The organism is Chryseosolibacter histidinae (genome assembly GCF_018598225.1).
GTDB classification, from domain to species: domain Bacteria; phylum Bacteroidota; class Bacteroidia; order Cytophagales; family Cyclobacteriaceae; genus Chryseosolibacter; species Chryseosolibacter histidini.
This window is the reverse complement of record NZ_JAHESF010000001.1, coordinates 316,978-338,096: the sequence shown is the minus strand read 5'-3', so window position 1 is coordinate 338,096 and position 21,119 is coordinate 316,978. Positions and strand designations below refer to the sequence as shown.

The window sequence follows — 21,119 nt, the reverse complement described above, 5'->3', positions numbered from 1 at the left end:
GCCCAATCCACAAATCGGGCTTTTGCCTATTCGCACTTCAGCGTCTCAGCCGGGTTGCTCCTGGCGGTCTTCAGGGTCTGCGATCCGATCATGATGAAGGCGATCGTCAAAACGGCCAGCAGCCCACCGAACAGCTCCACAATACCGATGGGATTGTGGAAAGGGAAATGCGTAAGCACCACACGTTCGAAGAAGAGGTAAGTGATGGGAAGGGCTATCAGCGCGGAAACGGCAAGCAGAACAACGAATCCGCGGCTAAGCAATAACACCAGGCTGCCGGAGGTTGCGCCCATTACCTTGCGTATGCTCATCTCCTTGAGTCTGGTTTCAGTAGTGAATACCACCATGCCAAGCAAGCCCAATGAAGCGATGGAGATAGCGATAAATGAAAGGAATCCGATCACCTTGATCATGGCGGAGAGCTCGCTGTAAGCGTCCTCGATCGAATCGTCGTAAAATTGTGCCTCGAGTGGATGAACGGGGTCAACGCTTTTCCACACCTCCCGGATCCTTGCCATGGTCTCGACAGGGTCGCTGGTATTGATGCGTACGTTCACCAGGCCATCTCTCTTATCGCGGGTGAGGAATGCATCGGGTGTGAGGTATGTAAACACAACCGGTTTGATGTTGTCATCGAGCTTGCCATAATGAAAGTCCTTGATCACCCCCACAATGGTGAGCTTTTTATTATCCAGCAGGACTTCCTCGCCAATCGCTTTTTCCGGATCGCGATGGGCGATGTTAAATTGCCGCAGCGTTCTTTCGTTCACGATCACTTCGCTGGTAGCCTCGCGCGTTACCGGCCTGGTGATAAAATTCTGGCCCGCGATCAGCTTATAACCATGCAGCGGTATATAGTTCTCGTCGATGATGTTGGTGAACACGAGCGAGGAATCACGCAAGTTTTTGTATTTCATCTGCACACCCCAGGCGTTGCCGACGCTGGTCAGGAGTCGCGACTGCGAGACCCCGGTCACTTCGGGCATGGCCTTCAACTTATCGATCAAAGCATTGGGCGCATTTTTCTGCAAACTGATATTGAGAATGTTCTCTGTATTAAAACCGAGATCGAAAGCGAGAATATCCTTATACTGAACGTAACCGATGAGGGTGCTGGTGATGAAGATCAGCGTAAGCGTATATTGAACAACCACCAGCCCCCGCCTGAAGCTAAGTCCTTTAAACATTCTTACGGTCGATACATCTTTCAAGGCGTGGATGATGTTGACTCTCGCGAAGAAGATCGCAGGCAAGAACCCGGCCACGATGCCCACCGCCATGGAGAAAACAATAAACGCCAACGCCATCGGCACGGTTATCTCAAGCTTTACCATTTTCAGGAGTTCGGGGGCGATGCTCATAAATTGCGGACGGAGCACCAGGAACATTGCAAAGGAGATAAGAAGCGCGGCCAGCGATATGACGACCGCCTCGGCAAGGAACTGATGGCGCACCTGGCTCCTTCCCGCGCCGATCACCTTCCGTAATCCCACTTCCTTGAAACGCCGCATCGACCTTGCAATGGAAAGGTTGGTGTAATTGAAACATGCGGACAGGATCACCACCAACGCGAGCCCGCTGATGATCCACAGCACAATACCCGGCATCACGGGCCGAAGCGTGTGCTGCAGGTCTTCTCCCAACATGATGTCGTACAGTGGCAGAAGCGTGAGGTGTATGGTTGCTTTGTCGTCCGTTTTGTTCTCTTCCGCACAGATCGCATCGATCTGCGCCTGGACGACGGAGGCGCTTGAACTCTCCGGGAGCAACAAATAAACATAGTTCCTGTGCCAAACGCTTGACCATTTCAGAAAGTCCTGGTCTTTCGTCATCCGGCTTTCGATCGTGCTGAAAGAAACGAGCGATTCAAACTGGATGTGTGAAAAGAATGGAACGTCTTTGAGGATGCCGGTAACCTGGTAATCAAGGCTATCCATATGAATGGTCTTGCCGAAAGCTTCGCTGGTGCCGAACAATTTTTTTGCCGAGGTCTCTGTGAGCACGATGGAATATGGTTCTTCCAGGGCCGTGGCCGCATCGCCTTTCAACATCGGCAACGTGAAGATCCGGAGCATCGAAGGCTCGGCATAAAAGCCCGTCAAAGGAACAACATTGTCGCTGACCTGCGCGTCTCCGGAGAACTCGCTCCGCATGATGACGACCTCTTCCACACCCGGCACTTTTTCCCGGATCAGCTTACCGATCCTGACAGACGTCGACGCAAACTTTTCACGGTAGCCGTCCCTGAACTTGGCATGCGAGGTCATGCGGTAGATGCGACTTCCCTTCTCGTTGAATTTATCATACGAGAGCAGGTCGTGCATAAAAGCGATCAGCAACAGGCCGACCGACATCCCGATGGCAAGGCCTACGATGTTGATGGTCGAGAACAGCTTATTACGCGATACATTGCGCACCGATGTTTTGACGTAGCTTCCGATCATGATCCAGTTGATTAAGACGTTTACAAATTTGGGGGTCCGCACCGTGTAGGTCCTGAAGAACTTGAACGCATCGATGATGTAAATGAGCTTGGCACGGCGCGGGCCCATCGATCTGACATTCCGCTCGAAATATTCATTGAGGTCTCCCACCAGGTCTTCCGCGAGGTGCGGCTTGCAATACCATTCAACAAATCGTTGCGCCCACCTGGGTGGCTGATGGTTCCTACCGGAATTAGATGCTGGTTGCCGCGCGCTCATGTTTTTTGCCGGGCCATGAAGAGATCCGTTCATTCCGGCCATTAAGTACGTAAATGTATGTATAATTATGATATAATACATACACAATATGAGTAAATATGAAACTCATACGCGTGGCGTTGTGCCAAGAAGCAGCGACATACCTTCTTAAACCGGCTATTGAAATTCCCGCAGATATTTGTAACCTGTAAATATTACGCCGGTAATCAGAAAGTACTATGCAGGTATCGTTGTATTCGTTATCTTGATATCATCTATAAATCATCGTTCTATGCTTTTCAATTATCTCAAGGCAGCCTGGAGAAACATGTACAAGCAAAAGCTGTACGCGTCGATCAATGTTGGCGGGCTGGCGATCGGACTTGCCGCCTTTCTCATGATCGCACTGTACATTCACAACGAGCTCAGCTACGATCTTTGTTATCCGCTTCATGAACGAACCTACCGGGTTGTGGAGGTTTACAATAAAGGTGGTGAAGTCAACAAGCGGGTCTACTTTCCCGCTCCCCTGGCCGGAGCACTGAAAGATGACTATCCCGAGATCGAGCAGACTGCGCGCATCAATTCGCAGGCACTTTTCGGAGCGGGGAACAACGAGATCCGGCGGGCGGATCAATCGGAGAACACCCATGAAGAAGGTTTCATCTTCGCAGACAAAACGCTGTTGAACATCTTCACGCTGTCGTTTATCCACGGTAGCCCTGAGCGCGCGCTGGATGAAGCGAACTCGATCGTTATCACCAAACGCAAAGCAGACAAATATTTTCCTGAAGGCGACCCGCTGGGCAAGATATTCATCCTGAACAACGACAAGGCCAGGTCTTATAAAGTTACCGGCGTCATTGAGGATCTTCCGGTCACATCGCACCTTCAGTTCGACTTCCTGATCTCGATGACCGGTCAGGAATTCTGGCCTGGCGAGCAAACCTTGTGGCGTAACTACAATTACCAGACCTATGTACTGCTGCGTGACGGAAGTGATGCCGCGCAACTGGAGCAAAAATTACCCACACTGATGACGAAGTACTTTATGCCTACCATGATCGAGTCGGGTGAGACGGAAGCGATCGAGGCCTCCAAATATATCAGTTTCAAATTGCAGCCTGTGACGGACATATACCTGGATGCCGAGATCCGGGATAATCTCTCGCACGGCGATGTGCGGTATCTGTGGTTATTCGGAACCATCGCCGTATTCATTCTCACGTTGGCCTGTATTAACTTCATCAACCTTACCACGGCCAGGTCGGCCAATCGTGCCAAAGAAGTGGGGCTGCGTAAAGTGGTCGGATCCTTTCGCATTCACCTCGTCAAGCAGTTCCTTATGGAGTCGATACTCTTCAGTTTCTTTTCATTTGTTATCGCGATGGTGCTGGTGTGGCTGCTGCTGCCTTATTTCAACATGCTGGTAGGAAAGCCGATGAGCATACCCATAGCGTGGTGGCTGCTGCCTGTGCTGATCCTGGCGATCGTGGCCATCGGAACCCTGGCGGGACTCTATCCCTCCTTCTACCTCTCTTCCTTCAAACCGGTCAATATTTTAAAGGGCAACCTCAGCCTGGGCAGCCGGAGCGCCGGCATCCGCAGCCTGCTGGTAGTTTTCCAGTTCACGATATCCGTTGTGCTCATTATCAGCACCCTGATCATTTATCGTCAGATGGCGTTCATCAACAACAAACGACTGGGATTTGATAAGAACCAGGTGCTGCTGATCAGAAGTACGAACATCCTCGGCGAGCAGATCAATACTTTTAAAAATGAACTTTTAGACCTGCCGGGCATACAATCGGCAACCATCAGTGGATACCTGCCTGTGAAAGGAACGGAGCGAAACAGAAACGCCTTCTGGAATGAAGGCGGTGCAGAGGCAGAGTCTGTTAACGGGCAGATATGGCGCGTGGACCATGACTATATAAAGACCATGGGTATGAACCTTGTGCAGGGACGGGATTTCCAGCAAGAAATGGCGTCTGACTCGCAGGCCATGATCATCAACCAGTCTTTAGCACGCCAGCTCAACCTGAAGGAGCCGCTGGGCAAGTTCATTCGGAATTCAGGCGGCAGCTGGCAGGTGATCGGCGTGGTGGAGGACTTCCATTTCGAGACCCTGAAAGAAAATATCGGTGGTCTCTGCCTTGTTCTCGGCAGCAGCCCTTCCACCCTGTCGGTCAAGGCAAGCGCAGACGATATGGCCGGGCTTGTGAATAAGGTAACGGCAACCTGGAAAAAATTCTCTCCGAATCAACCCATGCGTTACACGTTCCTGGATGAGAGCTTTGCCAGAATGTATGATGATGTTCAAAGCGTGGGGAGGATCTTCAGCAGCTTCGCCATCCTCGCCATCATCATCGCCTGCCTGGGGCTGTTCGCGCTTTCAGCCTTCATGGCGGAGCAACGCAGCAAAGAGATCAGCATACGAATGGTATTGGGCGCCTCGCTGAACAGCATCTTCAGGCTACTGACATTTGATTTTGTCAAGCTGGTGGTGATCGCCGCGTTGATCGCATCACCCCTTGCCTGGTACATGATGGACCGATGGCTGGAGGATTTCGCTTACAGAACAGGGATCGGCTGGGACATCTTCCTGGTCTCGGGGCTTGCAGCGCTGCTCATTGCAGTAGTCACCATCAGCTACCAATCCATTCGTGTATCGCTTCAGGCGCCTGTCAAGAACCTCAAGCGAAATTGACGCAACCGGTTCTTATGACATTGCCTTTTTGTAGGCAGCGTCGTAATAGGTGATCATGTTAGACCAATCCAATAGCCGGGAACATTCCTGCAACGTCGGCCTGTAATTTTTACGATCGGTCACAAAATCCTTCATCACGTCGAAAAGCGCGTCTGTCGGGTCGCCCTGGTGCCGGTCAAGGATAAAGATGCCGGAATCTTTAACGGCATGGGTATGGGTGGAGATATAACGAGCGAACCCGGTCATGCTGGTGGTAACCGTTGGCACGCAGGCACTGATGCATTCCGCGGGTGTAAGGCCCCACGGTTCATAATGACTTGGAAAGATCCCGAGATCACAACCTTTGACAAAATCCAGGTACGTCATCCGAAGGCCCGGCCCCTGCGCGGTTACAAACTGTGGATGATACAATACCTTAACGCGGTCTGAAGGCTGGTTGTTGAGCTTGTATTTTTTGAGATCGCTGACGAGGTGGCTGTTACTGACGTGGTCAGGTACCTCGTAAAGAAAAAGTCCCGGAGATGCGCTCTTCCGAAAAGAGAACACCCGGGATGCCCATTGCCTGATGCGATAAACCCAATGCGAATATTTGGGATAAGGTGGGTCGGTGATAAAAAACATTACCACCGTGGCTGTGGTGGAAGATTCCCGAAACCACCGGTTGAGCTTTGCCAATGCCCGCACTACAACGTCGTAACCTTTATTCCGGTACTCGTAACGGCCGGAAGTGAAGAAATAATATGTACTTCCGTTCACCGCCGGGTCTCCGGCGAAATGTTTTGACACTACACTCCTGATCGCTTCCCGGCTGTGTACACCATTAGTGCCTTGAATGTTCCCAAGGTTCAGCCCGTTGGGAGTGATCACTTCAGGGGCCCTTCCCAGAAACCTGGAACATTCCGCAGCCGTAACCGCGCTCACCGATGTAAGCACATGACAATGACGGGCGGCAAGGCGCTCGAGCATCAGGCAGAACCGATGGTATCGCGACATGAGACGCACTTTGTCATGCCAGTCATCTTCCGGCGTGTGTTTGCCGTACCACCTGTCACGCGATGCGAGAAACCGACCCAGCACCGTAGCGTGTGTTGTAAAAACCGTGTGTACGGGTAACTGCCGGATCGCGGGTAGCGCCACCGTGGTCATATACTCATGGAAATGAGCCATCACCTTGCAGTGGTCGCGTTGCATGCCCACACACAATTCCCGGAAAAATGCCTCCAGGTAATAACCGAACCGGATGTATAAGTTGATGAGGTCGCCTTTTGCGGGTGCCTCGATACGATGCTTATGAAGAAATTCAGACCTGTAGCTGTCAAAACCGGGAGGTACCGGAACAGGATCGATCAATATAACAAACGGGTTACCGGGCACCTGCCATATACCCGCGTGGATGTTTACACCCATTTCACGCAACGCCACCACGCCCTGCTGCACATGAGGGCTGGGGATCTGATGATCGGGAACTGCTTCGAATACACCCGTATAGTTGAAGGACGATATGTAAGGTCCTATGAGCGCGTAACGGTCTCCCCACAGGCGCTGCATGTGCTGGATCTTGGAAAGGATCACCGTGTGTATTCCACCCATCTGGAAACACACCTCGGCCGAGATCTCAAACATCAATTCGTACGGCCCCATACGCCTATCAGAACTTTATATTTGCAGCTTCGTTTTCCCTCACGATCTCCATCACCTTTTGATAGTACTGCGGGTGGCTCCCATTCAACTTGGCGGCCAGCACCCCACAGATGCGCTCATTCTTTTTGGCATCTTCGCCAAACAGGTGGATGTATTGCGTGCTGTGGGGCGTCCACATGAACTGATCGATCCCCTTCAGCATTGTATTCAGCAGCTTCTCGTCCGTTATGTCCGTGTAACACTGCACCGGTATATTCCGCTGTTTTGCCATACAATAGTACAGGTGCTGCTCGCAGATCGGGTTAAACATGCCCAGCGATATATTGCCCAGGTTCGTCAGGTTGTTATCGACGAACTGCAGTGCCTGGGTGGTATAATCGCGAAAAAAAGAAACGTCGTTGCCACCAATGATGCCTGCATTGTAGGCATTGATAAAAATCTCATTCTCATAGTTATCCAGCATGACCGGGGGCACATAACATCTTTCCGCGATCAGCTCACGGAGCACCGCGCTATAAAAGGAAAAGTTATGCTCGAGGTTCTGTGCTACCAGCGCTGCCTCTGTGAGTCTTGCCGGGAACTTTTGCCAGATAAAAACATCTCCGTCAACATGGATGAACGGTGTTCTTTGAAGGCTGAATGTACGGATCTTGCCAAGGGCCCATAAACCCGGATCGTACCTGTTGAGCTCATCCAATACAACATGCACTTTTGTATAAGGCAGCTGCAACCGGTCTATCAGCAATCTTTTGCCGGCAAGGTCAGTGAAAAGCTCTACTTCATTATAAAATGTTCGTAGCTGCAGGCAACTGAGTGCCCAGCTCATCAGGTGATATTTCCAGTCGAGCCAGCCTCCGGAAAAACGGTTATTGGTAATGGATTCCATACCACTGATCATCGGCATCGTCCAGAAGCTCTGAATTATCTTCATGGTATCACGCGAATTTGTGCAAGAGATGGTTTATATACTGCTGCGCCGGCGTATAGTATTTGGCGCGGGTGCTGCCTTCTCCTACCCTCAGTGTATAAGCCTCTGCCGGCAGTGCTTTAAAGAGCTCTTCATCGGCATCGTCATCACCGATGGCCAGGATAAAATCATATTTTTCTTTCTCCAGCCAGTAGGCCACCGCATTACCCTTATCGCTGCCCGCATTGCGTACGATGAAGGAATTCTCACCTCTCAGCACATCCAGGTGTGAATAAAATTCCGAGTCAAGCCGGAGCTCGCCTGCAAGCTCGTTGATGCGCAACCTGCTCAGCTCAGGGTCAGCCATGCGGTGGTCCCATACGATGGCACATTCCTTTTCTTCCACAAAAGACAACGGCAGCTTACAGACATACCTGTCAAGAATGGGTTTGATGCTCCTTTTCCAATCGCGGTCAAACCGGTGCAGCATCTCCCAGCTTCCATTGCCATTGATCCAGGCTCCGAAGTCGGCGCTGAAGGATATGTTGCATCCTGTAAACCAGTCTGACAGCGTTCTCCGATCGCGTCCACTGACAATCACCACTTTATTGCCTTGTTGTCCCGCGATCTTCTGCAAGAGCGCCAGCAGATCGCCGGTAGGCTTTGCTTCGTCCGGGCGCTGGACAAACGGAGAGAGCGTGCCATCATAATCGAACAGGAACAGCCGCGACCGCGCTTGTTTGTAATGTGAGACCATCCATGCCTCATCTTCCTGCCCCAGCAGTCTGGTGGATCGCACGGGCTTGTTGTTCTTATTGTTGATAGTTGCCTCCATGATCTCGTGTGCCCACTTCACAACGGAATATTTTTTGAGCCTCAGGTGCATCCGTTCATTGCGAAATGCCTGCTCTTCGCAGCTCATGGTCAGGGCCCGGACCAATGCAGCGACCATCTCTTCTGTGCTGTAAGGGTTGACGGCGACAGCATCAACCAGCTCGTTGATGGCACCCGCCATTTCGCTCAGGATCAGCACACCCTTTTTATCGGTATGCGATGCAATGAATTCTTTCGCGATCAGGTTCATGCCATCCCTGAGAGGCGTCACCAGCGCAACATCACTCGCAGCATAGAGCGCGCAAAGCTCCGTGAGGTTGAACTGCTTGTATTGATAAATGACCGGCACCCACTTATTGGTGCCATATGATCCGTTGATGCGGCCCACCCACTCGTCAATGCTTCTCTTGATCTGCTGATAAGCCCCGATCTCCCGTCGTGAAGGAGCGACGATCATCATCAGCACAACTTTTTCTCTCCATTCCGGAAACTGCTCCAGCAACTGCTCAAATGCGATCAGTCGGTTCAAAATGCCTTTCGTATAATCGAGGCGGTCGACGGAAAGGATCAGCTTGTATCCGGAAAAATCCTGCCTGATGCTCTCCCTGATGCTTCCACACTGCTTCGACAGGGAAAGCCGCCGTATCCCCGCATAGTCAATGCCCATGGGAAATATATCGACCTTCACTTTCCTGTCGTTCAGCACAATTTCATGCTGATCGCTTTTGAGCTTCAGCACTTTTAAAATGCATTGTAAAAATTCGTGCGCGTAGCCATAGGTATGGAAACCGATGACATCGGCACCGAGCAACCCTTCCAGTATGCCAACCTGTTCTGCTCTCGACAGATGCCTGAAAATATCCGTTGTTGGAAAAGGGATGTGCAGGAAAAAACTGACAGATACTTCCGGAAAACCACGGCGGATCATCTGCGGTAAAAGCATCAGGTGATAATCGTGGATCCAGACAACATCATCGGGCCTGAGGCATTGCTGCAACGTGGCATAAAACATGGCGTTCGCCTCTTCATAATATTGCCATGACCTGAAATTGTGACTGACATGGTCCGGGAAATAATGAAATAAAGGCCAGATCGTGCGGTTACAGAATTCGTAATAATACTCCTGGATGATCTCGGCACTCAGGTAGACAGGAAGAAGCTTGTGCTCATCCAACAGGTGCCGGCGCACACGATTCTGATCTTTTTCATCAACATCGGTCCCCGGCCATCCTATCCAGAGATAGTCATCGAAGCGTGTTTTTCCACTTGCGATCATCTTCACGTACGAATCAATACCGGTAACCAGTCCACCGATGCTTCTTTCGAATCCGGCGTTGGGCATTTCGCCATGAACGATCACGGGCAACCTGTTTGAAATGATCACCAGGCGCATACAGGGAGAAGTTTGGTCATGCTGACAGGTTTAGATAACAGATAAGTTAGAACTACGGTGTGGCTACTCCTCAATTAGGTCTGCCCCTGGATTCCGGCTCATTCTTTCAAGCACATCGACGTACCGGTTCATCAGTATCTCTATCGTTGCGGATGAATAGTTGCTCAGCTTATAGTTCACATCCAGCATCATACCGTTGTCATATTCGGCCACCTGGCAGTCAAGATTGAAATGACCCGACCCGCGATTGTTGTGAACCGGATTGAAGTCGGCTATTTTATTTCCGGTCATGTTCACCAGGTTCATTACTGCCGGCGCCAGCACCTGCAGCGGCAGATCAAGGTCGTCCAGGATCTTTTCATGTGGATAAAACCGATGATTTGATGTTTCGAGGACGACACCCGCTACATGTTGAATAAAGCTCCTAACGGTAGCACCCCTGCTCACTTCGATGCACAGCACAATCTCACTCGTAAGCCACCCGACGATATGTTCGAACTCTTCAAACACCCTTGTGGAAAACGGGATGTATATGCGGATGTAGGGATTTCCGCTGGCTTCGTACAGGGTTACCGCCAGCGCGGCCGTTAAAATATTAAAGAGGCTCGATTGGCAGTCGACGGCAAGCTTCCTGATCCTGTCCAGCAGGTCACCGCTCACAAATGTCCTGTAAAAGGCGCCCATTGGGGGAAACAAGTTCACAAGGGTGCCATAGACGGCAGTGTACTGACTGCTTTTTTGTTCAGCGCCTGCTTTGATCAGCTCCTGCTGCAGGTCCTTCTTATAGGATCCAATCGCTGACCGTGGCCAGCTATCGCGGTCGGGCACGCCATACTCATGACAGACGCTGCCGGCCACCGTTCTCTTGTAAAATTCAGCTGATGCTCTGCCCCGATCGCTGTGAAGAAGATCATTCACCCAATGGGCGTAATCTTTGATCTGAAGCTTCAGCGGCTCGAGTGGATTTACGGACCCGGTGCGGTAAGCATCATACAACTGCCTGATCTCACGTTTCAGCACTTCCGTAGAGAAGGCATCACAGTTTACATGGTGGATGGTAAACAGCAGAAAATGCGCACCTTCAAAATAATGGGCCACCTTCACCTCTGCCAGCGGCACACGCTCGAAGTTGAATTGTCGTTTGATGCCCTCGTTGAACAGCCTTTCGGCGATCTTTTGCTTATCCGTCTCGTTGACAAGGTCGATGTATTCGATGTTGATGACAAAGGAGCCGGTCTCATGAACATGCTGACGGATCTGCCCATCTGTTTGTGAAAAAGTGGTGCGCAGACTCTCGTGCCTGTCGAAAAGGGTTTTTATCGCTTGCTCCAGCGCTTTTTTATCCAGCGCCTCAAACGGAAGTATAAAGTTCATGTTGAAGGCATGATCACCCAGTATCAAAAAGCGCAAATACTCTTTTTTTTGCTGGTGAGAAACGTCGTAGGATTGCTGTCTCTTTACCGGTTCAGGCTTACGTGTTTCGAATCCGGAAGCTTCCCTGGCGTTCCTGATGTAAGAGATGAGCTCCTGCTTATTCTTTCTCACCTCCTTCACAATTTCCGTTGCGTCAAGATCATGAGGAATGTTCAGCCTCAGCTGATCATCCACCACGGTGATGCTGATGCGCGATTGCCTGAGCTTGTACAGGAGGTTTTCCATTCATCCGGATGATTTTGTGTGGAAGCGCTTTCCTAGGCCTGGTAAACTTCGGCCGGCTGGGCCATTACCTCGCGGTTAGCGCTTTCAAAGATCTCCATCGCATTGTTGATGATCACCTTGTTGATGATCAGCGGTGGCAGAAAGCGAATGACATTGTTGTAATGCCCGCCTACTTCAAACAGCAGGCCTCTGGAGAAACAGAGCTCCCGTATCTTCTTCACCATCTCGGGCGCGGGCGTTTTAGACGTTCTGTCCGTTACATATTCGATCCCGATCATCAGTCCTTTGCCTCTGACCTCGCCGATGCAGGGGAACGTTGCCTTGAGCTGTTCCAGCCTGTTCATGAGGTACGCACCCATCTCGATGGTATGCTGCGCCACGTCAAAATTCCTGATAAACTCAAATGCGCCGTTTCCCGCGGCGATGCTTACCTGATTTCCCCTGAAGGTGCCGATGTGATCTCCCGGCCCCCACGATTCAACAGACTTGTTGTAAATAATAGCTGAGATGGGGAAGCCAATACCGCCAAGCCCTTTAGACATGGTGATGATATCCGGAAAGGTATGGGCATCTTCAAACGCCCAGAAGTTTCCGGTTCTGAAAAAGCCGCACTGGATCTCGTCGAAGATCACAACAATATCATGTGCCCGCGCAATGGCCACGATCTTTTCAAGAAAACCCGGCCTGGGTATCACGGTTCCCCCCTCGCCCTGGATAGGCTCCAGTATGATGGCAGCCGGTTTTCCAAAACCTGAGTGCGGGTTCTCCAGAACATACCTGAGGTAATCAGCGCAATCAAGCTTGCACGAAGCGGCTTCTTTATTGAACGGGCAACGGTAGCAGTAGCTGTAGGGTATGAAGCTGATGTTGGGAACGAGCGAGCTGATGCGGCTGCGCAGCTTTACGTTGCTTGTTACCGACAGCGCGCCGGAGGTCATGCCGTGATAGGAGCCGTGGAAGGCGATCACTCCCTCCCTACCGGTCTTGTGCTTGGCCAGCTTGATCGCCGCTTCCACAGCGTCTGACCCGGTAGGGCCGCAAAAGCTCACCTTGAATTCATCCCGGATTTTTTCAGGGATCTGCTCAAATATTTTCCTGACGAGGTCCGTTCGGTTCTCGGTAGGAAAATCCAGCGCATGAACCAGCTTCTCCTGCTGCTCCTTCACGTATTCCAGCACAAAGGCATTGCAATGGCCAACATTCAGCACACCGGCCCCGCTGAAAAAATCCAGGAACAGGTTCCCGTCGGCATCTTCAATAACGGCACCTTTGGCACGGTTGATGGCGATGGGCATGTTCCGTGGATAAGAGACAATACTGCCTTCTCTTTCCTGCTGGAACGCCAGGATCTCTTTCGATTTTTTTCCGGGAAGCGCCGGAGAAACCACGCTGGCATTTTCCGCCAGGTGAAAACTTTCAAAGTTATTCATACTGTATGCAATTATGCTAGGGAAAAATGACCGCCGCGGGAGACGCATGGGCATGCTGCCGCGTGTAGATCTCCGGTTGTCCCTGACTCATTTTCAGGATCTTGTCGGCCACATCGAAGTAATGATCGTCATGGGTGATGGCAATGACGATCTTGCCCATGGCCTTCATTTCAGGGAGAAGTGTGCGGTAAAAGAAATTGCGATAATCAGGGTCCTGGTCGGCCGCCCACTCGTCGAACAAATAAATGGGCGATTCTTCCAGGTAACATTGCAACAACGCCAACCGTTTCCGCTGGCCACCGGAGAGATCGATGGTGCTGTACCGGTTACCCACTACCCTTACCTTGCTGTCAAGGTTCAGCACCTGCAAATACTTCTCTATCGCTGCCGATTTTTGTACGGGGTCTATGTTGTACAGTTTCTCGAACAGGAAGGCAGGGCTGAACACGGTTGAAAAGTACTCACCGAGCTGGGCGGACCTGATGGTTTTGTTGTTGATGAGAAATTCTCCTTCATCAGGTTCATACAGACCTGTGATAAGCTTGGCCAGGGTGGTCTTTCCGCTTCCGTTACCACCGATGATAAAGAGGATCTCTCCTTTTCTCACCTCCAGGTCGATGGGACCGACGGTAAACACATCCTGTTCGCTTCCATTCTTATATTGAAATTTTACACCCCGTGCTTTGATGCTGTCTACCGCCGGTGGCATGGCGATGGGCTGCGGCCTTGTAATATCCATGTTTGCCGGAATATCGCTCAGGAACTGCTGGATCCTGTTCCAGGCGATCCTGAGCCGCACAAGGCCGGGCACCGATGTGAGGATGGTATTGATGGGCCCGATCAGGTACAGCAGCACGATGACAAAACTCATCAGGGTATACACCTCGATGCCCGAAAAGATCCGGGGAAACGCAAAGGCTACTGCGCCGAGGGTAATGATCAACAGGATCTCACCCACCAGCGAGGCATTGACAAACCGGACGCTGGCCACCGTGATCTTGCTCCTGTATTCTTCAGCTGTTGCTGCCACGTCATCTTTATACTCCAGCTTTTTCTGACGATGGAGGCTTATCTCCTTAAATCCATCGATCATACCATTGATGAGACGCATGAACACATTTTGGGTGTCACGGGCCTGCTCGTAGTATTTATTGGTGCTCCGCGTCGCCAGGAAATACAACGTAGCCAGTATCGAGATCAGCAGCACCGTAGTGAGCGCCGCCCAGAAAGCAATGGACGCCAGGTACAGCAACGCGCCCACTGTGGTAAGGCAGTGTGTGATCAACACAACGAACATGCTGGTAGATTCACCTACCGTACTCACGTCGTTGTTCATGGCGGTATACACCCGGCCACGATCCATCTTCTCGAACTTTTGATAGGACGTGGAAAAGATCTTGTCAATGAGCTTGATGCGCAGCTCGTACACCAGCTCCATGGTAAACCTGATCAGGCTTATTTCGACAAACCTGCGGCCCAGGAGGTAAACAGATACTGACAACACGTAATAAAACACCAGGTACACGGGCAGTGTGCTGCTGCCCAGCGCAGAGGTGATGAGTATGATGATGGTCATGTAGGCCAGGCTTGAAAGAATGCTGGTGAGCAATACCCTGGGAATGATGCGTTTAAATTTGTTCGGCTCCGGAAAGAACAGGCTCACAGCGTAGGTGAGATAGCTGGCGCCGAAAGCGATCAGCAAAAGTGTTACAAACGTGAGAAAACTTATCGGGGTCCACACTACGATGGCCTGCCATTCAAAACCCGCCCATGCCCTGGGCAGGAGATAGATCGCAACAAGAAAAGGAAGAAACGCCACCAGCTGCAGCACCAGGCTCTTCAGCTTGCGCAGGGTGAACGGCTCATACCGTCTTCTGCCTTTGACAATGTCGACGATCATGAGCGAAGCAAAGGCTGTAACGAGTAACAGATAGATGCCTGCCATCACCGATGCAACCGAGAACAACCTGTCGTTTCCGTCTCCGGGATCGCTGGTAAGGCTGCTCTTCTCGCCTGCCAGCAGCTTCATCACCTTGTCGCCGATCACCAACGTAAAGTTACTGTTTGCATTCGCCAGCACGGCAACGCCCAGCTTTTGCTCCCGTCTGAATACCATAAAGGATGTATAGTTGGGATTCAGTCCGTTGTGAAAGATCTCCCGGTTGCCATTCAGCGATACGTCCCAGCCCATTGCGTAAGAGGACATATCGTGTAGTGGCACCGTTTCATCGCGCTGGTGTGTTGCCTGGGCCAGCTCATAAAGCTCATGATCGGCAAGGCCCATTTGAAAACGTAACCACCGGCCGATATCCGCTGCGTTGGAGGAAACGTATCCCGCTGCGTTGTTGCCTTTGAAAACCGGGGCCACATATTCTCTCGGTTGCAGAAACCCGATCTTGTAGCCGGTAGCCTTCAATGTGCTGTCAACAGGATAACCGATGCTGGTATGCCGAAGCTCAAGCCGGTCGATCACGTTCTCCTGCAGGAAAGTCTCAAAAGGTTTTCCCGCAATGCGCTGAACGATGAGCGCCAGCACATCATAATTGATGGTGGCATATTCAAATTTTTCTCCCGGCAGGTGGCTCAGCTCCTGTCCTTCCAATGTTCGAACGGTGCGCTCGAGCGCATCTTCTGTGTCATCCTCGGGAATTTCTGAGATGGTATTCCATGGGATACCGCTCGTGTGGTGCAACAGGTTGCGGATGGTGATTTTTGCGGGAGCCGATTCGTGATACACCCTGAACCACGGAATGTACAGCGACACGTCGTCATCCAGCGCCAGTTTGCCCTGGTGTACCAGCACCATCACAGCCAGTGACGTAAAAGCTTTGCTGCAGGAGCCCAGCTCGAACAAGGTGGTGTCCGTCACCCTTCGCTGCGATCTCAGGTCAGCATAACCAAAGTTCCGGATGGTCTGCCTGCCGTCGCGGATCATCACAAGGCTCAGCCCGGGGATGTCACCTTTCTCCATCAGGCGACTGACTTCTTTCTCTATCTGGCGCATCAATACCTCGTCCGTGACCTGCTGGGCAACGGAACACGGCATCACACAGAAAATGCCAAGGATCAAAAATATAAAAGCGTAAATGCGTCGGGTCTTCACAACGGAGTGGGTATGTTTTATCTGCAATGAGTGAAAGGGATTGTTATTGCGCACCGAGCAGCTTTCTTTTATAATGCATGAACCCTGCGTAACATCCCAGCAAGGGAAGCAGGAATGTTTTTACACCCAAAGGCCACATGGCTCCGCGGTACAGATCGCGCACGAAGAAGTTGGAAAAATCGCCCAGGATGTGAATGGGACTCGGCCAGCAAAAGGCAAGGGTAAACCCGATCTCTCCGTCTTTAGGAACAACACCGTGATGCCAGTATGGAGGAATGTACAAAGCGTCACCTTCTTCCACGTCTGCGATGATGGGTTTCAGGTCCAGGTCTTTGTCCAAGGTCTGTCCTTCGAGGTACTTTTCTTTGAGCAGAAAATTGGTAACGTGCTTCGCTTGTGGAATGGACGGCGAGAACAAGGCCACACGTTTGGCTCCGTTCACCTGACACATGAGGGTTTCATCCACACCGTGGTAATGCCAGGCGGTGTGGGCACGCCGGTACGAGAAGAACCGTCTTTTTTCGTACCACCTTGGCGGGTCTGGAGAAGGCATGAACGTAAAGGTGCCGAGGTCATTCAGGATCGCGGCGAACCGGTTGTTTTCAGTGATCTGTTCTCCCGGCATGCTGAACACATGGTCTTTGTTGGAAAACAGGCGCTCGATCGCATCGTGATACTGCATGCGCTCATGCCCATTGTTGTGAAGTGTCTGGTTGATATAATTCTGGTGCGGATAAACGCTCACTTCAAAGTTCTCGCATTTGCTCAGCCAGTATTCCTTATGTCGCCATTTTTCCACGGCGGGCCAGTGCTTAACGGCACCTTTGATCAGGCATGGCCTGTTCCTGGAAACCCACTCCCTGATAAAAACATCTTCCTTCAGGGTCTGCGCATCCACAGCAGGCGCCGGCGCAGCATTTTCTATTCCCGGAATAATGGAAAAGAAATCATTGATCGTCTTTTCCATCTCATTCACTTCTTCCTTAACAAGCACAGATAAGTTATCCATAATGATGAGTTAAATGTTGTAATAAGCATAATGATAGCGCACATCAAAGCTGTGGGGCCTGGGCAAGCGCAACGGTAGCTTCCCTGATCAGGGCAAGGGCCAGGGCTTCGGTAGAATCGATGATAACGAAGTCGCGGCTCAATTCCTGTTTCAGCAGCGACAGCTCCGTGCATCCGAGGATAATGGCTTCCGCCTGGTGCTGCCGGAAAAATTCAATCGCTTCGGCCGCGCGTAATTTTACTTCAGGCGTAATGCGTCCCGGGTTGGCTTTGATACCGAAGTGCTTGTCATAGATCATCCTGTGAACAACGTCGTTCTGAAACATCGCATCCGGTACGATGGCATGAAAACCAAAATCCAGCAGCAGATTTTCATACAGTGCTGAACGATACGTTCCGTTCGTTGTCATCAGTCCTACACGGTGCACCTGCGCATGGTGGCGCCTGATATAACGGCAAGTCTCCGCCGGCATATTGAGCAACCGCACCTGGCTGTTCTTTTTACGAAGCTCTGCTGCAATAACATCAAAGATCTCCGGCACATGCACGGTATTACACGCCAGACCGACCACCCTGGCACCCGCATACTCAAGCCTGCAGATCATGTCGCTCACGTTATAGGCCGGATTGATCTCTTCGTCACCTTGCAGGAACAATGTGCGGTCTGTGATATGCCGGGGAAAAGACATCAACAACACCGACAAGTGCTCCTGATCTGTGGCAGCGCGTGTATGGGTGAGTATGGAATTGAACAAAGCCATTCCCGCTTCAGGCCCCATACCGCCTACGATGCCGATCACGTTATCGTTGGCAACGTCCATCGCACGGTGGTTAAAGATCATTCTGACATCGCCACCAGCACCCGGCGGTCTCCGGTGTATGAGTTCCTCCCGTGACACACCAGCTCGTTGTCTACGATCATCAATTCATGCTTCTGCCATGGCGGATAGATGGTGACCTGATCAATGGTGTCGAGTATTTCCTGTACCATCTTCTTGTCTATCGCCTTGCCGTCGCCGTAGGTCACGTACATGGGAAAGTTCTGCTCGTCGCCGTACATGATCATGATCGTTTCAAACATCTCTTCTCCCAGGTGGCAAGGATGGAACTGATCGATCTGGTTGAACCACAGCTTCTCCCCGCTCTGCCGGTGCTCGATCACACCCTTGCTGAATTGTTTGAGTCTAAGCATATCGTTGTCGCGCCACTCGAAGTCTATTCCGTATGATGTGCAGTATTGCTCGAGCTGTGCTTTGTCGCGGGTTTCAAACGTATCCTGCCAGGAAGGCCCCATTCCCATACCTCCGTGCAGGTTCCGGATGTAGGTAATTCCCCGCTTCTCGATCTCCGACACGATAGACCGGCTCATCTTCCGGTAGATCTCGCGGCTGTCTGCGATCAGCGTTTCCCCACCGCTCTCGGCCGGCTGAAGGCAGCTAAAGAACAGTTTGTTGGGCCACTTCGCCGAGTATGACAGCTCATTGTGCATCGTTATCTTTTGTGTTTTATCGTACTCCGTAGAGGTGTATACATTGCCCGACAGCTTCGTACGCGGAGAGTTGCCATCGATGTAGTTCAGAAACTTGCTGGATATGGAATCAACGATGTGCTGGAAATCCTGCAAGGAGTTTATCGTAACACCCGTAAACTTCAATGCGCCGCTCTTCGACAGCTTTCGCGTGATCTCGTTTTCATTTTTCCGATAGTAAGCAATGAATGCGTCCTTATCCATGTCGTCGAGCTGCACCACCAGCGGCAGCCCGATCGCCTCGATCGTTTTTGTTTCGTTCATAGGTTTATGTGGTTTACAAGGTGAGTAATCGTGCCGCGCTATTTTGGTTTCGCCCCTTCGGATGCGGTGAGCCGGAGCCAGTTGATATTAAAACCGCCGTTAGTGGTAAAAAGCCGTAACGTCTGCTCTCCGGCGGGCAACGTAACATCGGCCGTGAGGGTTGTCCAGGTCTGCCATCCGGCGGTAGCGGGAACATCAACAGTGGCCAGTATGTCATCAGCCGAGCGCAACTGGATCTGGCTGCCTCCATTAAAGCTGGCAACCCGGAACGAGACTGCGTATGTTCCAGCAGCCCGCACGTTGATGCGGTAGTCCATCCAGTCTCCGGTTTCTATAAAACCTACGTTCTGGCCGCCGCCCGCATCTGCAGTTTTCTCCATGGCAATACCTTTCATTGTATTGTAGTCTTCGGCTTGTATGGTGGCGCTTTCATTCGGAACAACGCTAACGATGAGGGCCTCCCGCCGCCTGGCATCCGCCATCATTTCACTGCAATGCTTCAGCGCCTGGTCTATGTCGGGCAGTGCCGGATCAAGCGCACGGGCTTTTGTATAATTCTTAAAGGCGGAGTCATACTGTGTTTCATTCTTGTACAGATCACCCAACCGGTAATGGGTTTCGGCAGATGGCGGAAACAACCTGACGGCCATGTACAGCAATTTAGAGGAGATGGCCCGGTCATGGTCGATAAAAACGCGCGCTACCTCATTGAGGGTTTTTATATCAAGCTTGCCCTCCTGCTTCCACTGTGTTATCGTCTGAAACATCGCGGTGGCGCCCTGGTCGCGGTAGATCTTCAGCACGTCTATGGCTTTGCTCGGATACTGGTCTGGATAAAATGGTATGTAGTAGTGATCGATGTCAAAGCCCGCCGTCATCCTGCTCAGCCTGGTAGTGATCAGTTTTCCACGCTCGCTGTTGGTCAGAAACACAAAACCTCTTTTGTTGACAACGGAATAAAACACGTGTCCCTTGAATCCCGGATTGCTTCCGCTATGCGCGATGAGGGTATCCTTCCCCAGATAAAAAACCTCGAAGCCGGCACCGTAGTAATAAGGCATGTCCTTATCCATTTTGCTGATGGGCTGAAGAATGTCACGAATACTTTTCGCCGACAGGTGTTTGCCGTCAAAAGTGGCAATGATAAGCCTGGCATAGTCCTCAGCGGTAACGATGTTTGCGCTGGAAGGCACTGCTTCCGTATTTTTCCATTTGTCATGGGGATTACCAAACGCATCGTGGCCGAGTGCAAAATTTGACGGTGTTTCCTTGCCGTCCCGCGTTTCGAACATCACATAAGAACGCCGCAGCTTCAAGGGTTTGATCACCATCCTTTCGATGTATTTCTCATACGGTTCTCCCAGCATCAACCCGATCGCCTCGGCCATGTAGTTATAACCCGTACCGGAATAAACAAATTTTTCACCGGGGTTGCTCAAGATCTCGAGTGAGTCCCTGTTGTTCTCCCATCGCCAGTTCTCGATGCCGGAGGTATGGCTGAGGATCATCCTCGGAGTGATCGCCTTGTGACGTGGATCATACTTCAGGGGCGGCCCCGGGTCCATATACTCGTGCATGGGCTTGTCAAGATCAAACTTTCCTTCATCTACCAGTTTGAACACGGCGTACACCAGGAAACTCTTAGATAGTGAAGCGGCCTCAAAAATTGTGTTCTTATCGACACGCTGTTTCTCGGGCAGGTTCTTGTATCCATAGGCATTGGAAAAAACGATCTTGTTGTTATCGATCACTGCCAATGAAACCGCCGGTATGCCGGTCTCATCCAGCATCTTTTCAATTTCCCGGTTGAAGGTGCTGACGGTAATATTCCGGCCTGCAACGGTGAAACGTTCCTGTGCCTGAAGCATCATGCTCCAGCATACTGGCAGCATCAAGATCGTGCGCATGAGCGCTTTGTTCGGGAATGATCGTCCCATGATGATGGATGTGTTTTTCATAAA

Annotated in this window: 12 protein-coding genes; 1 reads left to right on the top strand and 11 read right to left on the bottom strand. The window is 51.3% G+C overall.

Annotated features, from left to right (window positions below; translation table 11 throughout):
- Positions 1-26: 26 nt before the first annotated feature.
- The gene (locus KK083_RS01110) at positions 27-2,702 is read right to left on the bottom strand and encodes an ABC transporter permease (RefSeq protein WP_254159525.1); all 2,676 of its coding nucleotides are present in this window, start codon (positions 2,700-2,702) and stop codon (positions 27-29) included.
- A gap of 271 nt (positions 2,703-2,973) precedes the next feature.
- On the opposite strand from KK083_RS01110, the gene KK083_RS01105 reads away from it, so the two are divergent.
- Positions 2,974-5,391 carry an ABC transporter permease gene (locus tag KK083_RS01105; protein WP_254159517.1) on the top strand — a complete coding sequence of 806 codons (2,418 nt, stop codon included), beginning with the start codon at positions 2,974-2,976 and terminating at the stop codon, positions 5,389-5,391.
- Between the two features lie 12 nt (positions 5,392-5,403).
- On the opposite strand, the gene KK083_RS01100 is transcribed toward KK083_RS01105, so the two are convergent.
- The 10 genes from KK083_RS01100 to KK083_RS01055 form a co-directional block, all read right to left on the bottom strand.
- Positions 5,404-7,032 (bottom strand): glycosyltransferase, encoded by a 1,629-nt coding sequence (locus tag KK083_RS01100; protein ID WP_254159510.1) that lies wholly within the window; start codon positions 7,030-7,032, stop codon positions 5,404-5,406.
- Between the two features lie 7 nt (positions 7,033-7,039).
- On the bottom strand, positions 7,040-7,963 hold the full coding sequence (locus KK083_RS01095; RefSeq protein ID WP_254159502.1) for a DUF6734 family protein: 924 nt from the start codon (positions 7,961-7,963) through the stop codon (positions 7,040-7,042).
- A gap of 4 nt (positions 7,964-7,967) precedes the next feature.
- Positions 7,968-10,166, bottom strand: a complete 2,199-nt coding sequence (locus KK083_RS01090; protein WP_254159500.1) for a bifunctional alpha,alpha-trehalose-phosphate synthase (UDP-forming)/trehalose-phosphatase — start codon at positions 10,164-10,166, stop codon at positions 7,968-7,970.
- A gap of 63 nt (positions 10,167-10,229) precedes the next feature.
- Entirely contained in the window at positions 10,230-11,825 is a 1,596-nt protein-coding gene (locus tag KK083_RS01085) for a condensation domain-containing protein (RefSeq protein ID WP_254159492.1), read from the bottom strand.
- A gap of 32 nt (positions 11,826-11,857) precedes the next feature.
- On the bottom strand, positions 11,858-13,255 hold the full coding sequence (locus tag KK083_RS01080) for an aspartate aminotransferase family protein (protein WP_254159348.1): 1,398 nt from the start codon (positions 13,253-13,255) through the stop codon (positions 11,858-11,860).
- Positions 13,256-13,271: 16 nt separating this feature from the next.
- On the bottom strand, positions 13,272-16,358 hold the full coding sequence (locus KK083_RS01075) for a cyclic peptide export ABC transporter (protein WP_254159346.1): 3,087 nt from the start codon (positions 16,356-16,358) through the stop codon (positions 13,272-13,274).
- Between the two features lie 43 nt (positions 16,359-16,401).
- Positions 16,402-17,367, bottom strand: coding sequence for a cupin-like domain-containing protein (locus KK083_RS01070; protein ID WP_254159344.1), 966 nt, complete (start codon positions 17,365-17,367; stop codon positions 16,402-16,404).
- A 43-nt stretch (positions 17,368-17,410) separates the two neighbouring features.
- On the bottom strand, positions 17,411-18,187 hold the full coding sequence (locus tag KK083_RS01065) for an aspartate/glutamate racemase family protein (RefSeq protein ID WP_254159342.1): 777 nt from the start codon (positions 18,185-18,187) through the stop codon (positions 17,411-17,413).
- A gap of 17 nt (positions 18,188-18,204) precedes the next feature.
- The gene (locus KK083_RS01060; RefSeq protein WP_254159340.1) at positions 18,205-19,158 is read right to left on the bottom strand and encodes a TauD/TfdA family dioxygenase; all 954 of its coding nucleotides are present in this window, start codon (positions 19,156-19,158) and stop codon (positions 18,205-18,207) included.
- A 38-nt stretch (positions 19,159-19,196) separates the two neighbouring features.
- Positions 19,197-21,116 carry a serine hydrolase gene (locus tag KK083_RS01055; protein WP_254159338.1) on the bottom strand — a complete coding sequence of 640 codons (1,920 nt, stop codon included), beginning with the start codon at positions 21,114-21,116 and terminating at the stop codon, positions 19,197-19,199.
- Between the last annotated feature and the right edge of the window lie 3 nt (positions 21,117-21,119).